Source organism: Nocardia sp. NRRL S-836 (assembly GCF_001279525.1).
Lineage (GTDB): Bacteria > Actinomycetota > Actinomycetes > Mycobacteriales > Pseudonocardiaceae > Lentzea.
Genome location: NZ_LGDY01000103.1, coordinates 77,659 through 104,551, shown reverse-complemented (window position 1 = coordinate 104,551; position 26,893 = coordinate 77,659). Strand labels below are relative to the sequence as shown.

The following is a 26,893-nucleotide window of genomic DNA, read 5'->3' as shown; positions in this document are numbered from 1 at the left end:
GAGGCGGCGCGCCCGCCCCAGAGGAGTCGTCCCGCTGTCCGGCGTCTCCTCGTCCGGTCGTCCGACCAGCAGATAGCCCCTTTCGGCCTGGTTTTCCCAGGCCGTTCAGCCCGCCCTTTTCTGGGAGCGCTCCCAGAAGACCGGGGAACACCCGTGGCGGACGCGCCTGCTCACCGGACCACCCGACGCGACGCCCTGACCGTCCACAGCGGACCGCGCGCTCCCGCGTGCGAACGAGACCGAAGGTATGACCAGCCATGAGAAAACGACTCACCGCGGCGTTCTCCGCCGCACTCCTGACCGTGGCCGGTGCGGTGGCCCTCACGGCCGCCACCGTCGCCACCGCGCCACCGGCCGCCGCCCACGTGGTCAACCCGGCCGACTTCCAACAGGTGGAGCTGGCCAAGGGCGTCGCCGAGATGGGCGAGCCGATGTCGATGACCGTGCTGCCGGACCGCTCCGTGCTGCACACCTCCCGCAACGGCACGCTGCGCCGCACCACGGCGGCCGGCACCACGAGCGTGATCGCCACCATCCCCGTCTACACCCACGACGAGGAGGGGCTGCAGGGCGTCGCGGCGGACCCCGGCTTCGCCACCAACCGCTACATCTACCTGTACTACGCGCCGCCGCTGTCGACGCCGGGCGGTGACGCACCGGCCAGCGGGTCGGACTTCTCCGCGTGGAACGGCGTGAACCGGCTGGCCCGCTTCACCCTCAACTCGGACTTCACGGTCAACATGGCCAGCCAGGTCACGGTGCTGGACGTGGCGACCAGCCGCGGCATGTGCTGCCACGTCGGTGGCGACATCGACTTCGACGCGGCCGGGAACCTGTACCTGTCCACCGGTGACGACAGCAACCCGTTCGACTCCGGCGGCTACACCCCGATCGACGAGCGCTCGGGCCGCAACCCCGCCTACGACGCGCAGCGCAGCGCCGGCAACACCAACGACCTGCGCGGCAAGGTGCTGCGGATCAAGGTCAACGCCGACGGCTCCTACTCGATCCCGGCCGGCAACCTGTTCCCGCCGGGAACGGCCCGCACGCGCCCGGAGATCTACGCGATGGGCCTGCGCAACCCGTTCCGGTTCAACGTGGACAAAGCCACCGGCACGATCTACCTCGGTGACTACGGCCCGGACGCCGGATCGACGACCTCCACTCGCGGTCCCGCCGGCCAGGTCGAGTTCAACCGGATCACCTCGGCGGGCAACTACGGCTGGCCGTACTGCACCGGCGGGAACACCACCAACGAGACCTATGTGGACTACACGTTCCCGTCCGGCCCGTCCGGCAACCGGTTCAACTGCGCCGCACCGGTCAACAACTCGCCGAACAACACCGGCCTGACGAACCTGCCGCCCGCCCGTGCGGCGTGGATCAAGTACGACAACTGCTCGTTCGCCGCGTTCGGCTGCGGGTCGGAGTCGCCGATGGCGGCGCCGGTGTACCGCTACGACTCGACGAACCCGTCGACGGTCAAGTTCCCGGCCTCCCTGGACGGGCACGTGTTCGCTACCGAGTTCGGCCGCCGCTGGATCAAGACGATCGACGTCAACTCCGACGGCACGCCCGGCACGGTCGGCGACTTCCCGTGGCGCGGCACCCAGGTCATGGACGCCGCGTTCGGCCCGGACGGCGCGCTCTACGTGCTCGACTACGGCACCGGCTGGGGCAGCGGTGACGCGAGCTCCGCGCTCTACCGCATCGAGTACGTGCCGTCGGGCAACCGTGCGCCGGTCGCGAAGGCGAGTGCGGACCGCTCGTCCGGTGCCGCTCCGCTGACCGTGAACTTCTCGTCCGCGGGCTCCTCCGACCCGGAGAACGGCGCGCTGACCTACTCCTGGAACTTCGGTGACGGCACCTCGTCCACCGCGGCCAACCCGAGCCACACCTTCACCGCCAACGGCCAGTACACGGTGACGTTGACGGTGACGGACCCCGGTGGGGTGACGGCCAGCACCAGCGTGGTGGTCACGGTCGGCAACACCGCACCGGTCGTCACGCTGAACACCCCGGTCAACGGCAGCCTGTTCAGCTACGGCGACACCATCCCGTACACGATCACGGTCACCGACGCCGAGGACGGCACGATCGACTGCTCGCGGGTCAAGCTGTCCTACATCCTCGGCCACGACAGCCACGGCCACCCGATCACCTCGCAGAACGGCTGTTCGGGCAGCCTGACGATCCCGGTCGACGGTGAGCACGACACGGCGGCGAACATCTACGCGGTCTTCGACGCCGAGTACACCGACAACGGCGCCAATGGCGTCCCGGCGGCGACCACGCACACCCAGCACGTGCTGCAGCCGCGGCACCGCCAGGCCGAGCACTACGCGGCCCAGTCGGGCACCGGCCTGTTCGACAAGACCCCCGCGGAGGGCGGCCGGACCGTCGGCGACATCCACAACGGCGACTGGATCGCGTTCGACACCTACAACCTCACCGGCGCGAACCGGTTCACCGCACGGGTGTCCTCCGCCGGAGCGGGCGGCACGATCACGGTCCGCACGGGGTCCCCGACCGGCACGGCGATCGCCACGCTGACGGTGCCGGTGACCGGAGGCTGGGAGACCTTCACCGAGGTCTCGACCGCGCTCAGCTCGGTGCCCACGACCACCGGCCGGCTGTACCTGACCTTCGCCGGCAGCGGCACGGGCTACCTGTTCGACCTGGACGCGTTCACGTTCGACACCTCCACCGGCGGCGGTGGCCGCACCGGGCCGATCACCGGCCCCGGCGGCAAGTGCGCCGACGTGACCGGCGGCAGCACCGCCGACGGCACCCGCATCCAGCTGTACACCTGCAACAGCGGCACGAACCAGCGGTGGACCGTCCAGGGCACGACGCTGCGGGCGTTGTCGAAGTGCATGGACACCGCCGGTGGCGCGACCGCCGACGGCACGGCCGTGCAGCTGACGACCTGCAACGGCGCCACGAGCCAGAACTGGTCCGCCGGCGCCAACGGTTCCGTGGTGAACACGAAGTCGGGCAAGTGCCTGGACGCCAACGGGGCGAGCACGGCCGACGGCACCGCGCTGATCATCTGGACCTGCCACGGCGGCACGAACCAGCGCTGGACCCTGCCGTGAGGACTCCGCCGCCTGCTTCACCATCAAGGAGGATGAGATGAGGTACCAGGCTTTCCGGCGTGCGCTCGGCCTCGCGGCCGCCGCGCTCGTCGTCGGCGGGCTCGCCGCCGCACCACCGGCGGCGGCCGCGGACGCACCGTACGACGTGCTCGTGTTCTCGAAGACCGCGGGCTTCCGGCACGACGCGATCCCGACCGGCATCCAGCTGGTCCGCGACCTGGGCGCGGGCAACAACTTCACCGTGACCGCCACCGAGGACTCCGCGGTGTTCACGACCGCGAACCTCGCGCAGTACGAGGCCGTGGTCTTCCTCAACACCACCGGTGACGTGCTGAACGCCACGCAGCAGACGGCGTTCGAGTCCTACATCCGCGGCGGGGGCGGCTACGTCGGCGTCCACTCCGCCGCCGACACCGAGTACGACTGGCCGTTCTACGGCGAGCTGGTGGGCGCGTACTTCTCCTCGCACCCGGCCATCCAGCAGGCCACGGTCCGCACGGAGAACCGGGCGCACGCGGCCACCGCGCACCTCAACCCGGCCTGGGTGCGCACCGACGAGTGGTACAACTACCGCAGCAACCCGCGTTCCACCGCCCGCGTCTTGTCCACTTTGGACGAGTCGACCTACTCCGGCGGGTCGATGGGCGGCGACCACCCGATCACCTGGTGCAAGACGATGAGCAGCGGCCGGTCGTTCTACACCGGCACCGGTCACACCAGGGAGAGCTACGCCGACCCGGCGTTCCGCTCGATGATCCTCGGCGGCATCCGCTACGCGGCGAACCGGGCGAAGGCCGACTGCCGGCCCGAGACCGGCTACACCACCCTCTACAACGGCTCGACGACCGGGTGGACGCAGGCGGGCCCCGGCGGTTTCACCAACACCAACGGCACGCTCACGTCGTACGACGGCATGGGAATGCTCTGGTACAGCGCCAAGGAGCTGCGGTCGTACTCCCTGAAGCTGGACTGGCAGATGGCCGGTGACGACAACTCCGGTGTCGTGCTCGGGTTCCCGGCGGGCAGCACCCCGGACTCGGCCCTCACCACCGGGTACGAGGTCCAGATCGACGCGACCGACACCGCCGACAAGACCACGGGCGCGGTCTACGGGTTCAAGGGCGCGGACATCGCGGCCAGGGACGCGGCGCTGAACCCGCCGGGGGAATGGAACACCTACGAGCTGCTCGTCGAGGGTGAGCGGCTGCAGGTGTTCCTGAACGGCGTGAAGATCAACGACTTCACCAACACCGACCCGGCCAGGTCGCTCACCTCGGGCCACATCGGCCTGCAGAACCACGGCACCGGTGACGACGTGTCGTTCCGCAACGTCCGGGTGAAGGAACTCGGCGGGACGCCGTCGCGCACGGGTCCGATCACCGGTGCGAGCGGCAAGTGCGCCGACGTCGCCGGTGGCAGCAGCGCGGACGGCACCCGCGTCCAGCTGTGGACGTGCCACTCCGGCACGAGCCAGCAGTGGACGGTCAGCGGGACCACGTTGCGGGCGCTCGGGAAGTGCATGGGCGTCGCCGGCGGCAGCACCGCCAACGGCGCGCAGGTGCAGCTCGCGACGTGCAACGGCAGCGGCGGGCAGAACTGGGCGCCCGGCTCGAACGGCTCGCTGGTCAACCAGCAGTCGGGCAAGTGCCTGGACGCCAACGGCGGCAGCTCGGCCGACGGCACGTCGCTGATCATCTGGACCTGCCACGGCGGCACCAACCAGCGCTGGACGCTGCCATGACCGGCCCGCTCGAACCGGCTTCGCGAAGGGGTGAGTCATGAGGACCATCGGTGCCGCGGCGGCGGCGGTCATCGCGATCAGCGCGCTCGTCGCGGTGGACCAGCCACAGGCGTCGGCCGCGACGGTGGACACCACCGCGTGGTACGTCCTGCTCGACCGCAACAGCGGCAAGGCGCTGGACGTCCGCGGCTCGTCGGCCAGCGACGGCGCGCGGATCATCCAGTGGACCCGCAACGACGGCGTGAACCAGCAGTGGCAGTTCGTGGACTCCGGTGGCGGCTACTACCGGCTCAGGTCCAGGAGCTCCGGCAAGGTCCTCGACGTGTCCGGTGCGTCGACCGCCGACAACGCGGCGATCGTGCAGTGGACCGACAACAACGGGACCAACCAGCAGTTCCGGCCGGCCGACTCGGACGGCGGGCACGTCCGGCTGATCGCCAGGCACAGCGCCAAGGCGGTGGACGTGCGGGGTGCCTCGACCGCGGACGACGTCGACGTCGTCCAGAACACCGACACCGGTGCCGCGAGCCAGCAGTGGCAGCTGGTCAAGGTGTCGGGCAACCCCGATCCCGGCCCCGGCCCCGGCCCCGGCAGCGGGTGCGGCAAGGCGCCGACGCTGCGCAACGGCACGTACACCATCCAGAGCGGCGGCAAGAGCCGCAGCTTCATCCTGCGGATCCCCGACGGCTACAACAACACCACCCGGTACCGGCTGATCTTCGGCCTGCACTGGCGGGGCGGCACGGCCAACGACGTCGCCTCGGGTGGCAGCAGCGGCGCGTCCTGGGCCTACTACGGGCAGCAGGAGCAGTCGAACAACAGCGCGATCCTCGTGGCACCGCAGGGCCTCGGCAACGGCTGGGGCAACGCGGGCGGTGAGGACGTCACGTTCGTCGACGACATGATCCGGCGCATCGAGGGCGACCTGTGCGTCAACCCGGCGCAGCGCTTCGCCACCGGCTTCAGCTGGGGCGGCGGCATGAGCTACGCCCTCGCCTGCGCGCGGCCGAACGTGTTCCGGGCGGTCGCCGTCATCTCCGGCGGCGAGATCAGCGGGTGCAGCGGCGGCAGCCAGGCCGTCGCGTACTTCGGCATCCACGGCGTCAGCGACAACGTGCTGGGCATCGCCCAGGGACGGGCGTTGCGCGACCGGTTCGTGCGCAACAACGGTTGTGCCGCCCAGAGCCCGCGGGAACCGGCGCCGGGCAGCCGGACGCACGTCACCACCACCTACTCGTGCCGGGCCGGGTTCCCGGTGCAGTGGGCCGCCTTCGACGGAGGGCACGCGCCCGCGCCGGTCGAGGGGTGCGGTTGTGACGACGGCGCCCGCACGTGGACCAAGGCCGAGATCTGGAGGTTCTTCGCGCAGTTCCAGTAAGACGTGACACCGGCGGGGTACCCGGCACGCCGGGTACCCCGCCGCACCGCGACCGGCAGAACCTCAGCACTGACAGAGGAGTCGTGTGATGCGCACACCCGTCGACCGCGAGCGGTTCCCACCGGGACCGGCCACCTGGCCCGACCGTGGCCGCCACGACACCAGCCCGGCCGTCTCCAGCACCGACGGCTTCCGCACCGGCAACGGCGAGTGCGGCGCCCTGCTGTACGGGATGCCCGCCATGGAGAAGGTGGTGTTCGGCCACCCCGGCTGCGACCCGGCGTACGAGTTCCGGATCTCCAGTCCCGGCACGACCGCGGTCGACGGCTACGGCCGCATCACCGACTTCCGCACCGGCGAGGTCATCTCGACGTGGAGCGACGGGTACGGCATCTGGGCCCGCAGGGCGTTCGCGTCCAGGGTGGACCAGGTGATCGTGCACGAGCTGGTGCCCGCGCCCGGACGGACGATCGACACCACGCTGAGCGTCGACACCGCGCTCGACGGGCTGCCCGGCAGCACCCGCTTCACCGCCAGGGCGACCGTGAGCAACGGCTCCGGCTACCTGAACCTGCGCGGCGCCTTCCCCGCACGCAGGGGTGCACTCGGCTGCGAGGGCGTCACGCGCGTGGTGGCCTTCGACGGCAGCATCTCCGCCAGCGGGCCCACGCTCGTCGTCATCGGCGCGCCGCGGTTGCTCCTGCTCACCAGGATCGACCTCAACGAGTCGCCGACCGAGTGGGTCTTCCAGGCGCTGCGCACGGCACTGGCCGAGCTCGACGCCGACTACGCCACCCTGTTCGCGCGGCACCGGGACGCCCTCCCGGACTGACCACCGCCGGCCGGGTCACCGGTTCGGGCGGTGCGGACACGCTGCCACGCCATCTGCGCCCCGTCTTCCGGTGCCGATGGGACAATTGTCGGATGGAGAGCACCCTGGGCATCGAGGCGGGTTCACCGGCCGCTGTGCTGCGCATGCTGATGGACGGCAGGCCGCGCACCCGAGCGGAGATCGTGGCCGCGACCGGTCTCGCCCGCTCCACGGTGCGGGCCAGGCTCGACCTGCTCGTGGCGGCCGGGCTGGTGACGGGCAACGGCACCGGCGAGTCCACCGGTGGCCGCCCGGCCGGCCGGTTCGGGTTCAACCCCGGCGCGCACCTGGTGCTGGCCGCCGAGGTCGGCGCCACCCACGCCACGGTCGCCGTGGCCGACCTGGGGTGCCGGTTGCTCGCCGTCGAACAGGTGGGCCTCGACGTCGCGGACGGACCCGCGGTGATCCTCCCGCTCCTGGTCGCGACCTGGCGCGAGCTGCTGCGCACCGTGGACCCCGCGCAGGTCGCCGGTGTCGGCATCGGCCTGCCCGGCCCGGTCGAGCACTCCACCGGCCGCCCGAACAACCCGCCGATCATGCCGGGCTGGGACGGGTACGACGTGCCGGCGGCCATCGCGGCGGAGTTCGACGCGCCGGTGCTCGTCGACAACGAGGTCAACCTGATGGCGCTGGGCGAGCACACCGCCTCGCACCCGGACGTGCAGCACATGATCGTGGTGAAGGCGGCGACCGGCATCGGCGCCGGGCTGATCAGCAACGGCGTGCTGCACCGGGGTGCCGCGGGCGCCGCCGGGGACCTGGGCCACATCCGGGTGCCGCATGGCGGCGAGGTGCTGTGCCGGTGCGGCAACACCGGGTGCCTGGAGGCGGTGGCCGGGGGACCCGCGCTCGCGGCGAGGCTGCGGGAGCTGGACCTGCCCGCGCACTCGACGGCCGACGTGGTGCACCTGGTCCGCTCCGGCAACCTCGAGGCCGGCCGGGTCGTGCGGCAGGCGGGCAGGGACATCGGCGAGGTGCTGGCCGGGTGCGTGAGCATGTTCAACCCCTCGCTCGTGGTCATCGGCGGGCTGCTGGCGGAGGCGGGGGAGATGCTGCTGGCCGGTGTGCGCGAGTCGATCTACCGGCGGTCGCTGCCGCTGGCCACGGAGAACCTGCGGATCGTCGCGTCGGGCGCGGGCCTCACGGCCGGGGCGCTGGGAGCCGCGGCGATGGTGGTGCGGCACGTGCTGTCACCCGAGGTGCTGGACGCCCGGCTGGGCGAGGTGGTGGCCGCCGGGCAGGCCCACGGCACTTTTGGCGGTTAGTGGTCATAAGTTAGGCCAGTAGTGGCCAACTTCTGCATTGACCGAGCCATATCTCCGGGCTTACGTTCACCCTCATGTGGGACATTGGCGTCAACACATGGGTTTGGACGTCGCCGCTGACCGACGACGGGCTGGCCGCTCTCGCACCGAAGGTCCGCCAGTGGGGGTTCGACGTCATCGAGCTGCCGGTGGAGCAGCCGGGTGACTGGGACCCGCACCGCGCCGCCGACCTGCTGGCCGGGCTGGGCCTGCGCGCCACCGTCTGCCTCGTCATGCCGCCGGGCCGCGAGCTGGTCGTGGCCGACACCGTCGAGCAGACCCAGGACTACCTGCGGCGGGTGGTCGACGTCGCGACGGTCGTGGGCAGCCCGGTGATCGCGGGTCCCGCGTACAGCTCGGTCGGCCGCACCTGGCGGATCGACGACCGGCCGCGGGTCTACGCCGAGCTGCGCGCGAACCTGCTCCCGGTCGTCGAGTACGCCGCCGAACGGGGCGTCCGCGTCGCCGTGGAACCGTTGAACCGCTACGAGACCAGCCTGCTCAACACCGTGGACCAGGCGCTGGAGGCGCTCGCCGGCCTGCCGGACGAGGGCTGCGGGCTGGCGCTCGACACCTACCACCTCAACATCGAGGAATCGGCACCGGTGAAGGCCGTCCTCGCCGCGGGGTCCCGCATCGCGCACGTCCAGGTGTGCGCCAACGACCGCGGCACACCGGGCCGCGACCACCAGGACTGGCCGGCCCTGCTGGGCGCCCTCTCCGGGGCCGGCTACCGGGGTCCGCTGTGCATCGAGTCGTTCACCCCGGACAACGCCGCCATCGCGACCGCCGCGTCCATCTGGCGCCCGCTCGCCGACTCACCCGACGCACTCGCCGTGGAAGGACTGGCCTTCCTGCGCGCCGCCGCCGCTGCGCTCACCTGTTAGCCGACCGCATCACCACCCCGGAGGAGTGGCAATGCAACGCACACTCAAGCGATTACTGACAGTGTTGGCGGGTGCTCTGGTGGTGATGGGGCTCGTCGTGCCGATAACCCCGGCCCAGGCGCACGGCCTGCACGTGCTGCTGTTCTCGAAGACCGCTTCGGGGGCGTACCGGCACGACTCCATCCCGGCCGGCATCACGATGTTCGAGCAGCTGGCCGCCGAACGCGGCTGGGAGCTCACCAAGAGCGAGGACGCGTCGGTGTTCAACGACGCCACGCTCGCCACGTTCAACGTGGTCGTGATGCTGCAGACCTCGGGCATGGTCTGGGACACCGCCGCGCAGCGCACCGCGATGCAGACGTACATGCGCAAGGGCGGTGGCGTGGTGGCGATCCACAACGCCACCGACATGAACATCGAGCAGCAGTTCCCGTGGTGGGACCAGATGCTCGGCATGACCATGACCGCGCACTCGTCGATCCTGCAGGGCACCGCCAAGGTCGCGGACCGCAAGCACCCGTCCGGAGCGGGCCTGCCGGACCGGTGGACGCGGACCGAGGAGTGGTACAACTTCAACCGCTCCGCGCGCGGCGACGTGCACGTGATCGCCACCGCGGACGAGTCGACCTACGACGCGGGCCCGTCCAAGATGGGCGTCGACCACCCGATCTCGTGGTGCCGCAACTACGAGGGCGGCCGGCTGTGGGCCACCGGCATGGGTCACAACGCGTCGAGCTACTCCGAACCCCTGTTCCGCCAGCACATCACCGGCGGTGTGGAGTCGGCCGGCGGCACGGTGGCCGCGGACTGCGGTCCCACGGTGTGGAGCAGCTTCCAGAAGGTGCAGCTCGACAGCTCCACGATCGCGCCGAGCACCCTCGACGTGGCTCCCGACGGCCGGGTGTTCTTCACCGAGTACAACGGCAACCTCAAGATCTACAAGCCGGACACCAGGACCACGGTCGTGGCGGGCACGCTCAGCGTCTACGGCGGCGGGCAGACCTCGGAGGACGGCCTGGTCGGCATGGCGCTCGACCCGGCGTTCGCCACGAACCGGTGGGTCTACCTGAACTACTCGCCCACCGGGACCCAGGAGATCGCCAGGATCTCCCGCTTCACCATGAACGGCGACCGGCTGGACACCTCCACCGAGAAGGTCCTGCTCACCATTCCCGCGTCACGGCGCGAGGAGCCGGGCCACACCGGCGGCCAGCTCAACTTCGGGCCGAACGGCAACCTCTACATCAGCGTCGGCGACGACACGAACCCCAACGGTGACTCGGCCGGCTACGCGCCGATCGACGAGCGTCCCGGCCGTTCGCTGTACGACGCGCAGGGCACCGCGGCCAACACGAACGACCTGCGGGGCAAGATCCTGCGCATCCACCCGGAGGCCGACGGCACCTACACGGTGCCCGCGGGCAACATGTTCGCGCCCGGCACGGCGAAGACGCGGCCCGAGATCTACGCGATGGGCTTCCGCAACGCCTTCCGGTTCAGCGTGCACCCGACCACCGGCGTGGTCTACGCGGCCGACTACGGCCCGGACGCGGGGTCGGACAACGCGAACCGCGGCCCCGCCGGTCTGGTGGAGTGGAACGTGATCAAGTCGCCGGGCTACTACGGCTGGCCGTACTGCGTGGCGAACAACATCGCCTACAACGACTGGAACTTCGCCAACAACACCTCGGGCCCGAAGTTCAACTGCGCGGCACCGGTGAACAACTCGCCCAACAACACCGGTCTCACCACGTTGCCCGCGGCGCGCGCGGCGGACATGTGGTACGGCAACGGGGCCAACGGCAACGTGTGGCCGGAGATGGGCACCGGTGGCGAGGCGCCGATGGCGTTCCCCGCCTACCAGTACAACGCGAACAACCCGTCCACGACGAAGTTCCCGGCCTACTTCGACCAGACGCCGTTCTTCGGCGAGTGGTCGCGCAACCGGATGTGGGAGTTCCGGCTCGACTCGTCCGGAAACCTGTTGAAAATCAACAACTTCCTGTCGAACATGTCGTTCGCCTCGCCGATGGACGCCAAGTTCGGCCCGGACGGGTCGATGTACCTGTTGACGTGGGGCACCGGCTGGGACGACAACAAACCGCTGCCCGGCGCCGGGCTCTGGCGCATCGACTACACCGCCACCGGCGACCGCAGCCCGGTCGCGCAGGCCACCGGCACGCCGCTCTCGGGCGGTTCGCCGCTGACGGTGTCCTTCTCCAGCGCCGGTTCCACCGACCCGGCGGGTCTCCCGCTGACCTACCGGTGGGCCTTCGGCGACGGCAGCACGTCGACCGAGGCGAACCCGACGCACACCTACACCGGACGTGGCCGGTTCACCGCCCAGCTCACCGTCACCAACTCGGCGGGCAAGATCGGCACCGCGAACGTGACGGTGACCGCGGGCAACACCGAACCGGTCGTGCGGTTCACCGGACCCGCGGACGGCGGCATGATCAACTTCGGTGACACCGTCCCGTACACGGTGTCGGTGACCGACCAGGAGGACGGCACCATCGACTGCGGCAGGGTGAGCGTGCAGTCGAACATGGGCCACGACACGCACAAGCACCCCATCGGCTCGCCGGCGACCGGCTGCACCGGAACGCTGCAGACCGGCATCGACTCCGGGCACCAGGGGCTCAACGTGCACGTGATCGGCTCCGCCGAGTACACCGACGGCGGCGCGAGCGGGGTGCCCGCCCTGACCGGTGGCGCCCAGGTCGTGCTGCAGCCCAAGCAGAAGCAGGCCGAGTTCTTCACCGGCTCGTCCGGCGTCCGCGTGGTGTCGCAGGCGGGTGCCGAGTCCGGCGCGCGGGTCGGCGACATCGGCAACGGCGACTGGATCTCGTTCAAGCCGGTGAACTTCACCGGGATCAACCAGGTGTCGTTCCGGGTGTCCGCGCCGTCCGGCGGTGGCGGGACCATCGAGCTGCACTCGGGCTCGCCGACCGGTGCTCTCGTCGCGTCGGCCGCGGTGACCAGCACCGGCGGGTGGGACACCTACGCGAGCCTGCCCGCGGTGAACGTGACCGCTCCCACCGGCACCGTCGAGCTGTTCGCGGTGTTCAAGACAACCTCGTCGACCAGCTTCGACCTCGACTCGATCACGTTCGTCGGGCCGGGTGTCGGGCAGGGCGGCGGTGGCGGTACCGCGAAGGAGATCGTCGGCGCGAGCGGCAAGTGCGTCGACGTGAACGGCGCCAGCTCGACTGACGGCGCCAAGGTGCAGCTGTGGACCTGCAACGGCGGTGCCAACCAGAAGTGGACGCAGACCGGCACCACGTTGCGGGCGCTGGACAAGTGCCTGGAGGTCACCGGCAACAGCCAGACCGACGGCGCGCTCGTCCGGCTCTGGTCGTGCAACGGCGCGTCGGGCCAGAACTGGACGACGCAGTCCGACGGCACGATCCGCAACGGCTCGAAGTGCTTGGACGCCAACGGAGGCAGCTCGGCGGACGGGACCCAGCTGATCATCTGGACCTGTCACGGCGGGACGAACCAGAGGTGGACCCTGCGGTAGCGGAAGGCGGGCGGTCAGCGGCTTTTCGGGGCCGCTGACCGCTCTTCGGCCATCACCTGGGTGGGTGCGGTTCGTCACCGCGGCACGGCGTCGAGGAGGACACGATGGGCAGAACCATGCGGGCCACCCGGCCGCGCGCGACCAGGGCGGCCGCGTGGGGCACGCCCGATCCCCGGCCGAGGGGGCGGGTGTGGGCGGTAGTGCTCACCGCGTTCCTGCTCGGGCTGGCGGTCTCGTTCCTGGTCGGTGCGTGGAACGGGCCGGACGCCACGCAGCGGCGGATCGCGGAGCTGGAACGCGAGGACGCCGAACGCGACGTGGCGCAGCTCGGGCCGTTGACCGACCTGGCCAGGCAGACCGCCGACCGGCTGAGCCCGGTGCTCGCGGCGATGGCGCAGGCGGCTCCAGCCGACGGGTCAGCGCCGAAGACCGCGCTCACACCGGAGGTGGTGACCGGGTGGCGCGATGTCGTGACGGCGGCGGAGAAGTCGTACGAGCAGTCGCCGTCAGCGGGCAACGGGATCAACGTCGCCCGCTCCGGCCTGCGCACGGCCGTGCAACAGCTCGCCGCGGCGGTCAAGGCCTTCGAGGCGGCGCTCGGGCAGGCAGAGCCGCGCACGCTGCTGGCGCTGGCCGGTGAGCAGCGCACGCTGGCACTGCGCACGTGGTCGGTGGCCGCCGTCCAGCTCGACGTCATCAACATCGAGGCCGGCAAGGGGCACGTGCACGTGCAGCTCTCCACCGGCGACTCCGGCGCGCTCGCGCCCGACGACGAGGCGGAGGGAAGTGGCCACCGGTGACCGCGGGTGCGTTGCGGGACCAGCGGTGAGGGCCGACGACGTGCTGCGCCCGGCCGACGCCCTCCGGCTGCTGGACGACGCGCGGACGGTGATCGAGCCCGTGCACCGCGCCAGCGTCGACGAGCTGGGGCCCGCGTTGCGGCGCGTCGCCGGGTACCACATCGGCTGGTGGGACGCGGACGGCCGGCCGTCGCAGGCGACCGGCAAGGCGCTGCGGCCCGCGCTGACGTTCGCCTGCGCCCGCGCGTTCGCCGACGGGCCACCCGTGCCCGCGGTGGTCGCCGCGGCCACGGCGGTGGAGCTGGTGCACGACTTCTCGTTGCTGCACGACGACGTCATGGACGGCGACGAGACCCGGCGGCACCGGCCCTGCGCGTGGATGGCGTTCGGGACCACCGCGGCGATCCTGGCCGGCGACGCGCTCGTGGGCCTGGCGCTGCGCCGGGTGCCGCGCGCGTTGACCGGCGTGCTCGCCGACGTGCTGGTCGAGCTGTGCGAGGGCCAGTCGGCCGACGTGGCGCAGGAGCCCGCGGTGACGGTCGAGCGGTGCCTCACCACCGCGGAACGCAAGACCGGTGCGCTGCTGGGCGCCGCCTGCCGCCTCGGCGCCCTCGCCGCCGGAGCCGGGGACGCCGCCGCCGAGCACTGCCGCTGGTTCGGCGTGCACCTGGGCGTCGCCTTCCAGCTGGCCGACGACGTCCTCGGCATCTGGGGCGACCCCGCGCGCACCGGCAAACCGGCCCACGCCGACATCAGGGCCCGCCGCAGATCGCTGCCCGTCGTGGCGGCACTGGCCGCGGACTCACCGGCCGCCCGCCGCCTCGCGCACCTCTACCGCGAGACCGCCAGGTCGGACGAGGCCGTCCGCCAGGTCGCCGACCTCGTCGCGGAAGCGGGCGGGCGCGAGTGGGCGGAGGCCGAGGCGGACCGGCGGGTGCGGCTGGCGTTCGACAGCCTGCACCGGGCCCGCCCGCACCCGGCCGCCGCGCACGACCTGCGCGTGCTGGCCGGGCTGGTCGTGCGCAGGGACCGGTGACCCGCACGCGCTTTCCCGGTGTTCCCGCCGCAGGGCGTCGCCGGCTCTCGCCACCGTGCGGTCCCACTCCTCGGCGTCACCGCCGCGGACGAACGCCGTGCTCAGCGCGGACTCGGAAGTCCGCACCCATCAGGGCGCCGGGCAGCGCGATGGTTCGCCCTGCGGCCGAGCTCCCGGTGGGACATCAGCCCGCGATCCGCGGCAGACCGGGCAGCCGCACCCCCGGACGAGCGCTCCGGTGCTATCCGAGCTGCTGGTCCACGACGGCGGGGGACAGGACGTGGTGGATCACCATGGCCGCCGCGCCGAGCACCCCCGCCACCTCGCCGGCCCGCGACGGCACGATCCGCAGGTTCTCGGTGGCCAGCGGCAGCGACCGGCGGTAGACCGCCTCCCGCACACCGGCCAGCAGCATCTCCCCGGCCGCCGCGAGGTCGCCGCCGACCACGATCAGCGAGGGGTTGACCATGCTGACGCAGGCGGCGAGCACCTCGCCGATGCACCGGCCGGCCTGCCGGATCGCCTGACCAGCCTCGACGTTGCCCGCCCTGACGAGGGCGACCACGTCGGCGCTGGTGTGGGCCTCGACCCCCTTGGAGCGCAACCGGGCCGCGACCGCCGAGCCGCTCGCGACGGCCTCCAGGCACCCGGTGTTGCCGCAGCCGCAGGGGGTGTCGTCGCCGTCGGGAGCCTGGATGTGGCCGAGGTCCCCAGCCGCACCGGCGGCGCCCCGGTGCAGCACGCCGTTGCTGATGAACCCGGAGCCGATCCCGGTCGCCACCTTGACGACGATCATGTGGTCGGTGCCGGGGAACGAGTGCGCGTGCTCGCCCAGCGCCATCAGGTTGACCTCGTTGTCCACCAGCACCGGCACCCCGAACTCGGCGCGCAGGTGACCGGGCACGTCGAAGCCGTTCCACGTGGGCATGATCGGCGGGTGGTTGGGCCGCCCGGACGAGTGCTCGACGGGACCGGGCAGCCCGATGCCGACACCGGCCAGCGACACGGCGGACAGACCGGCGTCCGCGACCAGCTCCCGCCACGTCCGGGCCAGGTGTGCGAGGACGGGTGCCGGTCCGGCCGCCACGTCCAGCGCGAGCCGCCGCGAGGCCAGCAGGCCACCGGCGAGGTCGGTGACCGCGACGGTGGCGTGGCGGGCGCCGACGTCGGCGGCCAGGACGGTGCGGGCACCCGCGTTGAACGCCAGCCGCCCCGCGGGACGGCCACCGGTCGCCACGGTGATCACGCGGTCGGTGAGGAACCCGGCACCCTGCAACGCGTCGAGCCGCGTCCGGACCGCGGCACGGGTCAGCCCGGTCTGGCTCGCCAGCTCGGCACGGGTGCGGGGCACCCCGTCCAGCAGCAGTCGCAGCAGCTGCCCGGGAGACGCCGCAGGGGCCCAAGGTACGTCCGGCACCGGATCAGTGAACCAAACATGCCGAGTAATGGCGATGTTCATCCTTAAGGTATGTGTGCTTTGGCAGAGAAGCGCCAACTTTTGGTTGACAGGCGCCAATAGTCGGCTCTACGTTCGCCTCATGACTGTGACCCGCGTAACACCGGGGGTGGTGGCGGACCCCGTCGGGCCGACGGCCCCGCCCGCGGGCGTTCCGTTGTCCCACCTGGTCGCCGCAGGTGCAGCGGGGACGGGGACGGCGGTATGACCGACGTCGTCGTGCGGCTGGAGGGCATCGAGAAGAGCTTCTTCGGCGTACCGGTGCTGCGCGGTGTCGACCTCGCGCTGCGGGCGGGCGAGGTGCACGCGCTGGTGGGGGAGAACGGCGCGGGCAAGTCGACCTTGCTGAAGGTGCTGGCCGGCGTGCACCGCCCGGACGCGGGCCGGGTCGTGGTGCGCGACGAGGAGGTCTCGTTCGCCGCGCCGCGCGACGCGCAGGCCGCGGGCATCGCGATCATCCACCAGGAGTTCACGCTCCTCGAACACCGCACGGTGGCCGAGAACGTCTTCCTGGGCCGGGAACCGGTGCGCCGCGGGCGGGTCGACCGGCGCGCGATGGAGGCCGAGACCCGGCGGCTGCTGGACTGGCTGGGCGAGGACGGCATCGAGCCGGGCACCGAGGTGGCCCGGCTCTCCGTCGCCCGCAGGCAGGTCGTGGAGATCGTCAAGGCGCTGTCGGCCGACGCCAGGGTCCTCGCGATGGACGAACCCACGGCGGCGCTGGCCGACGGCGAGGTCGAGCTGCTGTACGACCTGGTGCGCAGGCTGCGCGACCGCGGGATCGCGATCCTCTACGTCTCCCACCGGATGCGCGAGGTGTTCGACCTGAGCTCGCGCATCACGGTGCTGAAGGACGGCGCGTTCGTCACCTGCGCGCCGACCGCCGGCCTGAGCACCGACCAGGTGGTGCGGCACATGGTCGGCCGGCCACTGGAGGCGCTCTACCCCGAGCGCGCGAGCGAGCCCGGCGAGGTGCGGATCGCGTTGCGCGGCGCCGGGAACGACCGGGTGCGGGACCTGACGTTCGACGTGCGGGCCGGTGAGATCGTCGGCGTCGCCGGGTTGCAGGGCTCCGGCCGTTCGGCGATCGCACGCGCGATCTGGGGCGTCGAACCGTTCACCACCGGCGTGGTCGAGCTCGACGGCGTGCCGGTCAGGATCACCGGCCCGCGCACGGCGGTCCGCAAGGGCATCGGCTACGTCACCGAGGACCGCAAGGGCGAGGGGCTGGCGTTGCGGCAGTCGGTGCGGGACAACGCCTTGCTCGTCCGGCGCGCGGCCTGCCGGGGTGCGGCGGCCCGGCACGACGCCGACCTGGACCGGCTGCTCGCGTCGGTCGCCGTCGTGGCGCGCGGGCCGCACCAGGAGGTGCGCTACCTCTCCGGCGGCAACCAGCAGAAGGTCGTGCTGGGCAAGTGGCTCGCCGTGCGGCCGCGCGTGCTGCTCGTGGACGAGCCGACCCGCGGTGTCGACGTCGGCGCGAAGCAGGCGTTGTACCGGCTGCTGCGCGACCTGGCCGACGACGGCATGGCCGTGCTGATGATCTCCTCCGAGCTGCCGGAGCTGATCGGCATGAGCGACCGGGTCCTCGTGATGCGCGACGGCACCCTCGCGGGTGAGGTGCCCGCCGGTGCGGACGAGGAGACCGTGATGGGACTGGCCACCGGACACCTGATCGGAGAACCGGCGTGAGCGCCGTGCGCGCGGAGGCCCGCGAACAGAGCCGGACACCGGTGCGGCAGCGGACGTTCCCGCTGACCCCGGTCGCCGTCGTCTACCTGGCGCTGGCGGCGTTGCTGGTGCTCGGCAGCGTCGTGGTGGCGCTCGACGGCGGCGTGCTGCTCGACCAGGGCGGCATCCTCAACATCCTCACCCGCAGCACGGTGCTCGGCCTGGTCGCGATCGGGCAGACGCTGGTGATCGTCACCGGCTCCCTCGACCTGTCCGTGGCCTACCTGGTCGGCCTGTGCTCGCTCGTGGCCGCCGAGACCATGGCGGGCAGCGCGGGGATGATCGTGCCGGGCGTGCTGGCGGCGTTGCTGGTCGCGGCGGTGGTCGGCCTGGTCAACGGGCTGGTGATCACCGTGCTGCGGGCCAACGCGTTCATCGCCACCCTGGGCGTCGCGCTGGTGCTGCGCGGCTACCTGGAGCACGGCTACACCGGCCCGGCCGGGAGCGTGCCGCGCGCGTTCCAGCACATCGGCTACGACCGGATCGGACCGGTTCCGGTGGCGGCACTGCTGATGCTGCTCCTCGCGGCGGCGGCGTGGTGGTACCTGCGGCGCACCCGCACCGGCTACCACATGTACGCCGTCGGCGGCGACGTCGACGTGGCCCGGCTGTCCGGTGTGCGCACCGGGCGGACCATCGTCACCGCGCACGTCGTGTGCTCGCTCATGGCCGGGCTCGCCGGGGTGTTCCTGGCCGCACGCCTGGGATCGGGCGCGCCGTACGTCGGCACCGACGCCGGGTACGACCTGGAGTCGATCGCCGCCGTCGTGCTCGGCGGCACGGCCCTCGCGGGCGGCCGCGGCGGTGTCGCCGGGACCGTCGGCGGTGTGCTGATCCTGGCGACGCTGGACACGATCTTCGACGACCTCGGGGTCAACTCGTTCTTCAAGGACGTCGTGCGCGGCGTCGTGCTCGTCGTCGCGGTGGCGCTGTACGCCCGCCGCAGGCAGGCCGGGAGGTCGGCGTGACGCGGTGGCCGAGGCTGGCCGACGGCACGGGACCCGTGCTGGTCGTGCTCGTGGTCCTGGTGGTGGCACTGGTGTTCGCCGGTCCCGCCTACTCCGAACCCAGCGGGTACCTCGCGCTGCTCAAGCGGGCGGCGCCGCTGGTGGTGCTGGCCGTCGGGCAGTACTTCGTGATCGTGTCCGGTGGCTTCGACCTCTCGGTCGGCTCGCTGGTCACCGCCGAGGTGGTGATCGCCGCCAGGCTGGTCGACGGCGACGACGCCAACACGGCGTGGGTGATCGCGCTGCTGCTGGGTTTCGGGCTGCTGGTCGGCCTGGTCAACGGGCTGGTCACCACGAAGCTGCTGGTGCCGTCGTTCATCGTGACGCTGGGGATGCTGCTCGTGCTTGACGGCGCGGTGTTCCTGTGGACCGGCGGAGCCCCCCGCGGTGCCCTGTCACCGTCGTTCCGCGTCGCCGGCCGGGGTGGTGCCGATGTGCCGCTGCTCGGCCAGGTGCCGTGGTCGGTGGTCGTGCTGCTGGTGGTGGTCGGCGCGGCCGTGTGGTTCATGCGCCGCCCGACCGGCCGCACGCTGATCGCGGTGGGGGACAACGAGAACGTGGTCCGGCTCGCGGGCGGCCGGGTGGACCGGGTCCGCCTGCTCGCGTTCGTGCTGTCGGCGCTGCTCGCCACGGTCGCGGCGATCCTGCTCGCCGGGTTCGCCGGGGTGTCCGCCCAGGTCGGCCAAGGCCTGGAGTTCCGCGCCATCACCGCGGTGGTGCTCGGCGGCGTCCTGCTCGGCGGTGGCCGCGGTTCCGTGGTCGCCGCGGCCGCGGGCGCGTTGTCGCTCGAAGCCCTCTTCTCCCTGCTGAACCTGCTCGGCGTGTCCGGTGCGCTGGAGTCCGCCGTGCAGGGCGTGATCATCATCGCGGCGGTGGCCTACGCCGCCCGCGGTGCCGACCTGCGCCGGGTGCTGCGGCCGCGCAGATCCACCGTGGACAGCGCCTGACGCTGCCCCGGGAAGACCGCCGCGGAGGGCGGTCGTGCAACGCCGCTCGACCACACCGCCCCACCACACCGCCCCACCACGCCGTCTGAGCCCCGCCGTCGAAGCCGAGGAGCAGCACATGAACAGGAAATGGCCCGCCGTGGCCCTGGCCGGCGCGCTCGCGGTGGCGGGGTGCTCCAGCGACCTGCCCGCCGCGACCGGCACCGGCGGCACGTCCGGACCGGCCAAGGCGAACGCCAAGTCGCAGTTCTTCGACCAGACCGAGTTCGCGCGCCAGCTGCGGTTCCGCACCGCGAAGGCCGTCGGGCTGGACGGCCAGGACGGCGCGGCGGGGCCCTGGGAGCAGATGCTCGAACCGGAGCTGGCCGACATGGGCAAGTACGCCAAGCCGGGCGGCGGCTACCACCTCTGCTTCTCCAACGCCTCGGTCGACAACCCGTGGCGGCAGGTCGGGTTCAAGACCATGCAGCAGGAGGTGAAGCTGCACCCGGAGATCACCAAGTTCACCGTGCTCGACGCGGAGGCCAAGGACGACAAGCAGATCAGCGACATCCAGTCGCTGGCCGCGCAGGGGTGCAGCGCGCTGGTCGTGTCGCCGAACACGACCGCCACGCTCACCCCGGCCGTCGAGTCCGCCTGCGCGACCGGCATTCCCGTGATCGTCTTCGACCGCGGCGTGAAGACGAGCTGCCCGGTGACGTTCATCCACCCGATCGGCGGGTTCGCGTTCGGTGCCGACGGTGCCGAGTTCCTCAAGGAGAAGGTGGCGCCCGGCGGAAAGGTCCTCGCGCTGCGGATCCTGCCCGGCGTGGACGTCCTGGAACAGCGCTGGGCCGCCGCCGACGAGGTCTTCTCCGGCAGCCAGGTGAAGGTCGTGGGCGTCGAGTTCACCGACGGCGACGCGGCCAAGACCAAGAGCATCGTCAACGAGTACATCCAGCGCGAGGGCAAGATCGACGGCGTCTGGATGGACGCGGGCGCGACCGCGGTCGCGGCGGTGGAGGCGTTCCAGGACGCCGGTGTGCCGATCCCGCCGTTCGTGGGCGAGGACCAGCAGGACTTCCTGCGCATCTGGGCCGACGAGAAGATGACCGCCGTCGCCCCGACCTACCCGACCTACCAGTGGCGCACGCCGGTCATCGCCGCCCTGCGCGTGCTCGCGGGCAAGCAGGTGCCGAAGGAGTGGGTGCTGCCGCAGCCGAAGGTCACGCAGGACACCCTGAAGGACTTCATCAAGCAGGACATGCCGCCGCTGCACTACGCGATGTGCGGCTGCGAGCAGATGCCCGGCTACCCCGCACCCTGGAAGTGAGGAAGCCCGGCGATGAGGGCGTACCTGGAACTGGTGCGGGCACCGGCGGCGCTCACCGTCCTCGGTGACGCGCTGATCGGGGCGAGGAAACCGTTGCGGGGCCGGACGTTGCTGCTCCCGCTGGCCTCCGTGTCGCTGTACTGGGCCGGAATGGCGCTCAACGACTGGGCCGACCGCGACCTCGACGCGGTCGAACGGCCGGAGCGGCCGATCCCGTCGGGACGCGTCGGCCCGGACGCGGCACTGGCCACGGCCGCGGGGCTGACCGCGGTCGGCGTCGGCCTCGCCGCGGCGGCCGGGCGCAACGCGCTGCCGCTCGCCGCGGCGGTGTGGGCCTACGACACGGTCCTCAAGGACACGCCCGCGGGGCCGTTCGCGATGGCCGCGTGCCGCGCGCTCGACGTCCTGCTGGGCGGCCGGGCCGTGCTGCCCGCCGGGCTGATGGCCGCGCACACCCTCGGGCTGACCGTGCTGTCCCGCGGCGAGGTGCACGGCACGTCGTCCGCCACGGCGAAAGCGGTGCTGTCGGGCACGGTGCTGACCGCGGTGGTGGCGGGCGCGTCGAGCCGCCGGTTCACCGGGATCGCGGCCGCGGCGGCCTACGCGCTCACGGTGGGACGCGCGCAGTGGGAGGTGGTCCGCACGCCGTCGGCGGAGGCCGCCCGTGCCGCCACGAAGGAGGGCATCCACGGCATGGTGCTGCTCCAGTCCGCGCTGGCCGAGCACGGCGCCGCGCTGCCGCTGGTGCTGCCGCTCGCGCGGGCGCTGAGCAGGAAGGTGAGCCCGACATGACGTTCCACCTCGGCTACGGCACCAACGGTTTCAGCAACCACCGGCTCGACGACGCCCTCGCCGTGATCGCCGACCTCGGCTACACCGCGGTCGCACTCACCCTCGACCACCACCACCTGGACCCGTTCGCCGACGACATCGCCAAGCAGACCGAACGGCTCGCCACCCGCTTGCAGGAGCTGGGGCTGCGCTGCGTGGTGGAGACCGGCGCGCGCTACCTGCTCGACCCGCGCCGCAAGCACCACCCGACGCTGGTCAGCACCTCACAGGAGGTGCGGGTCGACTTCCTGGTGCGCGCCAAGCACATCGCGGCCGACCTCGGCGCGGACTGCGTGTCGTTCTGGTCGGGGATCGGCTCGCCGGACGACTGGGACCGCCTGCGGTCCGGCGTCGCCGCCGTGCTGGAGAACGGGCCGTCCGTCCCGATAGGACTCGAACCGGAACCGGGCATGGTCGTGCAGTGCCTGGACCAGGCGCTGCGGTTGCGCACCGAGCTCGGCGACCCGGACCTGCTGCGGATCACCCTCGACGTCGGCCACTGCGTCGCCGTGGAGCCGCAGGACGCGGCGGCGTGCATCCGGCAGGCGGGCGACCTGCTCGTCAACGTGCAGCTCGACGACATGCTGCCCGGCGTGCACGAGCACCTGGAGTTCGGCGAGGGGCAGCTCGACCTGCCCGGCACGCTCGCCGCGCTGACCGAGATCGGCTACACCGGTGTCGCCGCCGTCGAACTGCCTCGCCACAGCCACGCCGCACCGGACGTGGCGGCACGGGCGCTGCGGGCGTTGCGCGCGGCGCGGTGGCTGGCCGAGGCGGAACGGGCCGTGCGCGCCGACCCGAGCGCGATCGACACCCTGTTCCCCGCCGTGGGAAGAGCGGTGGGCGCGCAGGAGGACGCCGCACGGGTGCGGCTGCTCACCGCGTTCGCCGACACGGCGCAGGACCCGGCCGACGGCCTCACGAAGCTCTACCGCTACGGCACCTCCGCGGAACGGCGCGGCGTCCTGCGCGGCCTGGCCGAACTCGGCGACCGCGCACCGGCCGCCGGTGTCGCGCTGGTCGAGGACGCGTTGCGCAGCAACGAGACCGGCCTGGTCGCGGCGGCGCTCGGCGCGTTCGCCACCCGCCACCTGAGCCGGCACGCGTGGCGGCACGGCGTGCTCAAGTGCCTGTTCATGGGCATCCCGCTGACCGCGGTCGACGGTCTCGACCGGCACTCGGACGCGGAGCTGCTGCGGATGGTGGCCGCGTTCGCCGAGGAACGCCGCGCCGCCGGCCGCCCCGTGCCCGCCGACGCCCTCGCCCTGCTCGGAAAGGCTTCGTGATGCGCATCTTCGACCCGCACATCCACATGACCTCCCGCACCACCGACGACTACGAGGCCATGCGCGCCGCCGGGGTGGAAGCGGTCGTCGAGCCCGCCTTCTGGCTCGGTCAGCCCCGCACGAGCGTGGGGTCGTTCGTGGACTACTTCGACGGCCTGCTCGGGTGGGAGCGCTTCCGCGCCGCGCAGTTCGGCATCGCGCACCACTGCGCGCTCGCACTGAACCCCAAGGAGGCCAACGATCCCCGGTGCGTCGAGGTGCTCGACGTGCTGCCGCGCTACCTCGCGAAGGACGGCGTGGTCGCGGTCGGCGAGGTCGGGTACGACTCGATGACACCGGAGGAGGACACCGCGTTCGCGCGGCAGCTGGAGCTGGCGCTGCGGCACGACCTGCCGGTCCTCGTGCACACACCGCACCGGGACAAGCAGGCGGGCACGCGGCGGACGCTGGACGTGGTCCGCGAGTCGGGCCTGGCGCCGGAGCGGGTGCTCGTCGACCACCTCAACGAGACCACCGTGGCGATGGTGGCGGACGCCGGGTGCTGGATGGGGTTCTCCGTCTACCCGGACACCAAGATGGACGAGAAGCGGATGGTCGCGCTGCTCGGCGAGCACGGCACCGACCGGATGCTCGTCAACTCCGCCGCAGACTGGGGCCGCTCGGACCCGTTGAAGACGCACAAGACCGGGCTCGCGATGCTCGACGCCGGGTTCACCGCCACCGACGTCGAGAAGGTGTTGTGGCACAACCCCGTCGAGTTCTACGGCCAGAGCGGCCGGCTCGTGCTCGACGCGGTCGTGACGGGTGCGGTCGACGCCGCCACCGGCAGCTCGGTGCTGCGGGGTGAGCGGTGATCGCCTACTGCACCAACGTCCACCCGGCGCCCGACCTCGCCGGCATCCTCGCCCAGCTCGACCGGTACGCGGTGCGGGTGCGTGAGGCGCTGGCGGTGGACACGCTCCCATTGGGGCTGTGGCTGCCCGCACCGGTCGCGCACGGCCTCGCCGAGGACGCCACCGCCCGGCGTGACCTGCGGGCCGAGCTCACGAGCAGGGGCCTCACGGTCTCGACGCTCAACGCGTTCCCGTACGGCGACTTCCACGACGAGGTGGTCAAGCACGCGGTGTACTTCCCGACGTGGACCGATCCGCGCCGCCTGCGGTACACGACGGACTGCGCGACCGTGCTGGCCGACCTGCTGCCGGACTCCGCGGCCTACGGCAGCATCTCGACGCTGCCGCTGTCCTGGCGGGAGCCGTGGACGCTGCGCGACCAGGGCAGCGCCACCGAGGCGCTCACCGAGCTGACCCGGTTCCTGCGCACCGAGGCCGACCGGCACGGCAGGCCGATCAGGCTGGCCGTCGAACCGGAACCGGGCTGTGTGCTCGACACCGTCGCGGACGCGGTCGGCTGGCTCGCCGGCCGGGTCGACCCCGACCTCATCGGGATCTGCCTGGACACCTGCCACCTCGCGGTGTCGTTCGCCGACCCGGTGGAGGCGGTCGAGTCGATCCGCGCGGCCGGGCTGTCGGTGGTCAAGGTCCAGGCGTCGGCGGCGCTGGAGGTGGCCGCACCCGGTACGCCGGAGGGCCGGCGTGCGATCGCCCTCTACAGCGAACCCCGCTACCTGCACCAGGTCAGGGAGAACGCGCCCGATGGCGTGCTCGCTGCGGACGACCTGCCGGAGGCGTTCGAGTCCCTGCCCGCCGAACACCCGTGGCGGGTGCACTTCCACGTGCCGCTGCACGCCGTCCCGCCCGCACCGCTCACGTCGACCACCGACGTGCTCGTGGCCGCCGTCGCGGCGGTGGACCCCGGCACCCACGTCGAGGTGGAGACCTACACCTGGACCGTGCTGCCGGGCGCGGGCGACCTCGCGGACGGCATCGCGGCGGAGCTGCGGTGGGCGCGGCAGCACCTGAAGACGGGGGTGGCGGCGTGAAACCGCTGGTGGTGCTCAACGTCGTGGGCATGACACCGTCGCTGCTCACCCACATGCCGAACCTGGCGCGGCTGGGCTGGCAGGCCGAGCTGGGCACCGTGCTGCCCGCCGTGACGTGCAGCGCGCAGGCCACCCTGCTCACCGGCCTCACCCCGGCGCGGCACGGGATCGTCGGCAACGGCTGGTACTTCCGCGACCTCGGCGAGATCCACCTGTGGCGCCAGCACAACCGCCTCGTCGGCGGGGAGAAGCTCTGGGAGACCGCCCGCCGCGCCCGTCCCGGTTACACCGCCGCCAACATCTGCTGGTGGTACGCGATGGGCGCGTCGACCGACATCACGGTGACCCCGCGGCCGATCTACCACGCCGACGGGCGCAAGTCGCCGGACTGCTACGTCCGCCCGACCGGCCTGCACGACGACCTGGTCGGCGCGCTGGGCGACTTCCCGCTGTTCCAGTACTGGGGTCCCACGGCGGCACTGGCGTCGAGCGAGTGGATCATCGGTGCCGCGCGGAAGGTGCTGTCCGAGCACCGGCCCGACCTGCTGCTGGTCTACGTGCCGCACCTGGACTACGACCTGCAGCGGTTCGGTCCGTCCTCGCCGCAGGCGGTCAAGGCCGCGGCGGACGTGGACCGGGCGCTGGCGCCGTTGCTGGCCGACGCGGCGGACGCCACCGTGGTCGCGTTGTCGGAGTACGGCATCACCGACGCACGCCGGCCGGTCGACATCAACCGCGCGTTGCGTGCGGCGGGGTTGCTGGAGGTCTACACGCAGGCGGGCATGGAGTACCTGGACCCGTGGACGTCCAGGGCGTTCGCCGTGGCCGACCACCAGATCGCCCACGTCTACGTCGCCGATGCGGCCGACCTGCCGCGCACCAGGGCCGTGCTCGCCGAGCTGCCCGGCGTCGACGTCGTCTACGACCGGGAGGCGCAGGCGGCTGTCGGGCTGGACCACGAACGGTCCGGCGAGCTGGTCGTGGTGGCCGAGCCGGATGCCTGGTTCACCTACTACTACTGGACCGACGACGACCGTGCACCGGACTTCGCGCGTGGCGTGGACATCCACCGCAAGCCCGGCTACGACCCCGCGGAGCTGTTCTTCGACCCGGCCGACCCGCTCGCGAAGGCCAAGGCCGGCCTGAACCTGGCCCGCAAGAAGCTCGGCCTGCGGTACGCGATGAACGTCGTGCCGCTGGACCCGTCGTGCGTGCGCGGCACCCACGGCAGATTGCCCGACCGCGCGGCCGACGGGCCGGTGCTGTTGTGCTCGGACCCGGTGGCACCGCCGTCGGTCGAGCGCACCGGCCGCATCGCCGCGACCGAAGTACGGAACCTGTTGCTGGAACTGCAGGGAATGCCCGTGGAGGAGTTCAGCCGATGACCAGACCGCTCACGCCACGGCCAGGCCGGTGGGCCCACGTGCCGTGCGAAGAGGCGCCCACCCGGCGGGAAAGCCACCTGACCGCGGTGCCGGGACCGCACACCGTGACCGTGGGCAAGGAACCCACCGCAGCGACCCGGCGGCTGCTGCGGCTCATGGGCACCGGCGCGACCGACCGCGCGATCGCCCGCGAGCTGGACGTCAGCCTGCGCACGCTGCACCGCCGGATCGCGCGGCTGCAGTCGATGCTGGGCGTGCAGTCGCGCTTCCAGCTCGGGGTGCTCGCCGCCGAGCTGGAGTGGCTCGTGATGACCCCGCCACCGCAGGCCGTGGGGGAGTGAACGGGCCCGCCCGGCCG

The 26,893-nt window shown here is 72.2% G+C and carries 20 protein-coding genes; 19 read left to right on the top strand and 1 reads right to left on the bottom strand.

The window, feature by feature from the left end:
- Positions 1-257 precede the first annotated feature (257 nt).
- The 9 genes from ADL03_RS22145 to ADL03_RS22105 all read left to right on the top strand — a co-directional run bounded on the left by ADL03_RS22145 (position 258) and on the right by ADL03_RS22105 (position 14,638).
- On the top strand, positions 258-3,098 hold the full coding sequence (locus ADL03_RS22145) for a PQQ-dependent sugar dehydrogenase (RefSeq protein ID WP_053735432.1): 2,841 nt from the start codon (positions 258-260) through the stop codon (positions 3,096-3,098).
- A gap of 37 nt (positions 3,099-3,135) precedes the next feature.
- Entirely contained in the window at positions 3,136-4,839 is a 1,704-nt protein-coding gene (locus ADL03_RS22140; RefSeq protein WP_053735431.1) for a ThuA domain-containing protein, read from the top strand.
- 37 nt (positions 4,840-4,876) lie between these two features.
- On the top strand, positions 4,877-6,217 hold the full coding sequence (locus tag ADL03_RS22135; RefSeq protein ID WP_053735430.1) for an RICIN domain-containing protein: 1,341 nt from the start codon (positions 4,877-4,879) through the stop codon (positions 6,215-6,217).
- A gap of 88 nt (positions 6,218-6,305) precedes the next feature.
- Positions 6,306-7,049 carry a glycoside hydrolase N-terminal domain-containing protein gene (locus ADL03_RS22130; RefSeq protein ID WP_053735429.1) on the top strand — a complete coding sequence of 248 codons (744 nt, stop codon included), beginning with the start codon at positions 6,306-6,308 and terminating at the stop codon, positions 7,047-7,049.
- 92 nt (positions 7,050-7,141) lie between these two features.
- Positions 7,142-8,353, top strand: a complete 1,212-nt coding sequence (locus ADL03_RS22125) for an ROK family transcriptional regulator (RefSeq protein ID WP_053735428.1) — start codon at positions 7,142-7,144, stop codon at positions 8,351-8,353.
- A 74-nt stretch (positions 8,354-8,427) separates the two neighbouring features.
- Positions 8,428-9,279, top strand: coding sequence for a sugar phosphate isomerase/epimerase (locus ADL03_RS22120; protein WP_053735427.1), 852 nt, complete (start codon positions 8,428-8,430; stop codon positions 9,277-9,279).
- A gap of 31 nt (positions 9,280-9,310) precedes the next feature.
- The gene (locus ADL03_RS22115; RefSeq protein ID WP_053735426.1) at positions 9,311-12,802 is read left to right on the top strand and encodes a ThuA domain-containing protein; all 3,492 of its coding nucleotides are present in this window, start codon (positions 9,311-9,313) and stop codon (positions 12,800-12,802) included.
- Between the two features lie 104 nt (positions 12,803-12,906).
- Entirely contained in the window at positions 12,907-13,602 is a 696-nt protein-coding gene (locus tag ADL03_RS22110) for a hypothetical protein (protein WP_157529080.1), read from the top strand.
- A gap of 25 nt (positions 13,603-13,627) precedes the next feature.
- Positions 13,628-14,638, top strand: a complete 1,011-nt coding sequence (locus tag ADL03_RS22105) for a polyprenyl synthetase family protein (RefSeq protein WP_053735424.1) — start codon at positions 13,628-13,630, stop codon at positions 14,636-14,638.
- Positions 14,639-14,879: 241 nt separating this feature from the next.
- Here the strand turns inward: ADL03_RS22105 and ADL03_RS22100 are convergent, their stop codons facing one another.
- A complete protein-coding gene (locus ADL03_RS22100; protein ID WP_053735423.1) occupies positions 14,880-16,055 on the bottom strand; it encodes an ROK family transcriptional regulator in 1,176 nt (391 codons plus the stop codon).
- 243 nt (positions 16,056-16,298) lie between these two features.
- Between ADL03_RS22100 and ADL03_RS22095 the strand changes: the two genes are divergently transcribed.
- From ADL03_RS22095 to ADL03_RS22050, 10 genes are all read left to right on the top strand, one after another.
- Complete coding sequence (locus ADL03_RS22095; protein ID WP_053735422.1) at positions 16,299-17,786, top strand: sugar ABC transporter ATP-binding protein; 1,488 nt, start codon at positions 16,299-16,301, stop codon at positions 17,784-17,786.
- Positions 17,783-18,793: an ABC transporter permease gene (locus ADL03_RS22090; protein ID WP_082373361.1), complete on the top strand. Its 1,011-nt coding sequence runs from the start codon at positions 17,783-17,785 to the stop codon at positions 18,791-18,793. Before ADL03_RS22095 ends, ADL03_RS22090 begins: the two co-directional genes overlap by 4 nt.
- Positions 18,790-19,779, top strand: a complete 990-nt coding sequence (locus ADL03_RS22085) for an ABC transporter permease (protein ID WP_053735421.1) — start codon at positions 18,790-18,792, stop codon at positions 19,777-19,779. The genes ADL03_RS22090 and ADL03_RS22085 overlap by 4 nt, the downstream gene beginning before the upstream one ends.
- A 118-nt stretch (positions 19,780-19,897) precedes the next feature.
- Positions 19,898-21,091 (top strand): substrate-binding domain-containing protein, encoded by a 1,194-nt coding sequence (locus tag ADL03_RS22080; protein WP_053735420.1) that lies wholly within the window; start codon positions 19,898-19,900, stop codon positions 21,089-21,091.
- Positions 21,092-21,103: 12 nt separating this feature from the next.
- Entirely contained in the window at positions 21,104-21,883 is a 780-nt protein-coding gene (locus tag ADL03_RS22075; RefSeq protein ID WP_053735419.1) for an SCO3242 family prenyltransferase, read from the top strand.
- On the top strand, positions 21,880-23,208 hold the full coding sequence (locus ADL03_RS22070) for an EboA domain-containing protein (RefSeq protein ID WP_053735418.1): 1,329 nt from the start codon (positions 21,880-21,882) through the stop codon (positions 23,206-23,208). Before ADL03_RS22075 ends, ADL03_RS22070 begins: the two co-directional genes overlap by 4 nt.
- Entirely contained in the window at positions 23,208-24,062 is an 855-nt protein-coding gene (locus tag ADL03_RS22065) for a TatD family hydrolase (RefSeq protein WP_053735417.1), read from the top strand. The genes ADL03_RS22070 and ADL03_RS22065 overlap by 1 nt, the downstream gene beginning before the upstream one ends.
- Entirely contained in the window at positions 24,059-25,150 is a 1,092-nt protein-coding gene (gene eboE / locus ADL03_RS22060; protein WP_053735416.1) for a metabolite traffic protein EboE, read from the top strand. The genes ADL03_RS22065 and eboE overlap by 4 nt, the downstream gene beginning before the upstream one ends.
- On the top strand, positions 25,147-26,535 hold the full coding sequence (locus ADL03_RS22055) for an alkaline phosphatase family protein (RefSeq protein ID WP_053735415.1): 1,389 nt from the start codon (positions 25,147-25,149) through the stop codon (positions 26,533-26,535). The genes eboE and ADL03_RS22055 overlap by 4 nt, the downstream gene beginning before the upstream one ends.
- The gene (locus ADL03_RS22050) at positions 26,532-26,876 is read left to right on the top strand and encodes a LuxR C-terminal-related transcriptional regulator (protein WP_053735414.1); all 345 of its coding nucleotides are present in this window, start codon (positions 26,532-26,534) and stop codon (positions 26,874-26,876) included. The genes ADL03_RS22055 and ADL03_RS22050 overlap by 4 nt, the downstream gene beginning before the upstream one ends.
- Positions 26,877-26,893: the final 17 nt, after the last annotated feature.

Coding starts and splice junctions, on each gene's coding strand:
- ADL03_RS22065 (WP_053735417.1), top strand. CDS start 23,208: ATGCGCATCTTCGACCCGCACATCCACATGACCTCCCGCACCACCGAC.
- ADL03_RS22130 (WP_053735429.1), top strand. CDS start 6,306: ATGCGCACACCCGTCGACCGCGAGCGGTTCCCACCGGGACCGGCCACC.
- ADL03_RS22140 (WP_053735431.1), top strand. CDS start 3,136: ATGAGGTACCAGGCTTTCCGGCGTGCGCTCGGCCTCGCGGCCGCCGCG.
- ADL03_RS22075 (WP_053735419.1), top strand. CDS start 21,104: ATGAGGGCGTACCTGGAACTGGTGCGGGCACCGGCGGCGCTCACCGTC.
- ADL03_RS22095 (WP_053735422.1), top strand. CDS start 16,299: ATGACCGACGTCGTCGTGCGGCTGGAGGGCATCGAGAAGAGCTTCTTC.
- ADL03_RS22115 (WP_053735426.1), top strand. CDS start 9,311: ATGCAACGCACACTCAAGCGATTACTGACAGTGTTGGCGGGTGCTCTG.
- ADL03_RS22050 (WP_053735414.1), top strand. CDS start 26,532: ATGACCAGACCGCTCACGCCACGGCCAGGCCGGTGGGCCCACGTGCCG.
- ADL03_RS22125 (WP_053735428.1), top strand. CDS start 7,142: ATGGAGAGCACCCTGGGCATCGAGGCGGGTTCACCGGCCGCTGTGCTG.
- ADL03_RS22070 (WP_053735418.1), top strand. CDS start 21,880: ATGACGTTCCACCTCGGCTACGGCACCAACGGTTTCAGCAACCACCGG.
- ADL03_RS22135 (WP_053735430.1), top strand. CDS start 4,877: ATGAGGACCATCGGTGCCGCGGCGGCGGCGGTCATCGCGATCAGCGCG.
- ADL03_RS22120 (WP_053735427.1), top strand. CDS start 8,428: ATGTGGGACATTGGCGTCAACACATGGGTTTGGACGTCGCCGCTGACC.
- ADL03_RS22145 (WP_053735432.1), top strand. CDS start 258: ATGAGAAAACGACTCACCGCGGCGTTCTCCGCCGCACTCCTGACCGTG.
- ADL03_RS22110 (WP_157529080.1), top strand. CDS start 12,907: ATGGGCAGAACCATGCGGGCCACCCGGCCGCGCGCGACCAGGGCGGCC.
- ADL03_RS22080 (WP_053735420.1), top strand. CDS start 19,898: ATGAACAGGAAATGGCCCGCCGTGGCCCTGGCCGGCGCGCTCGCGGTG.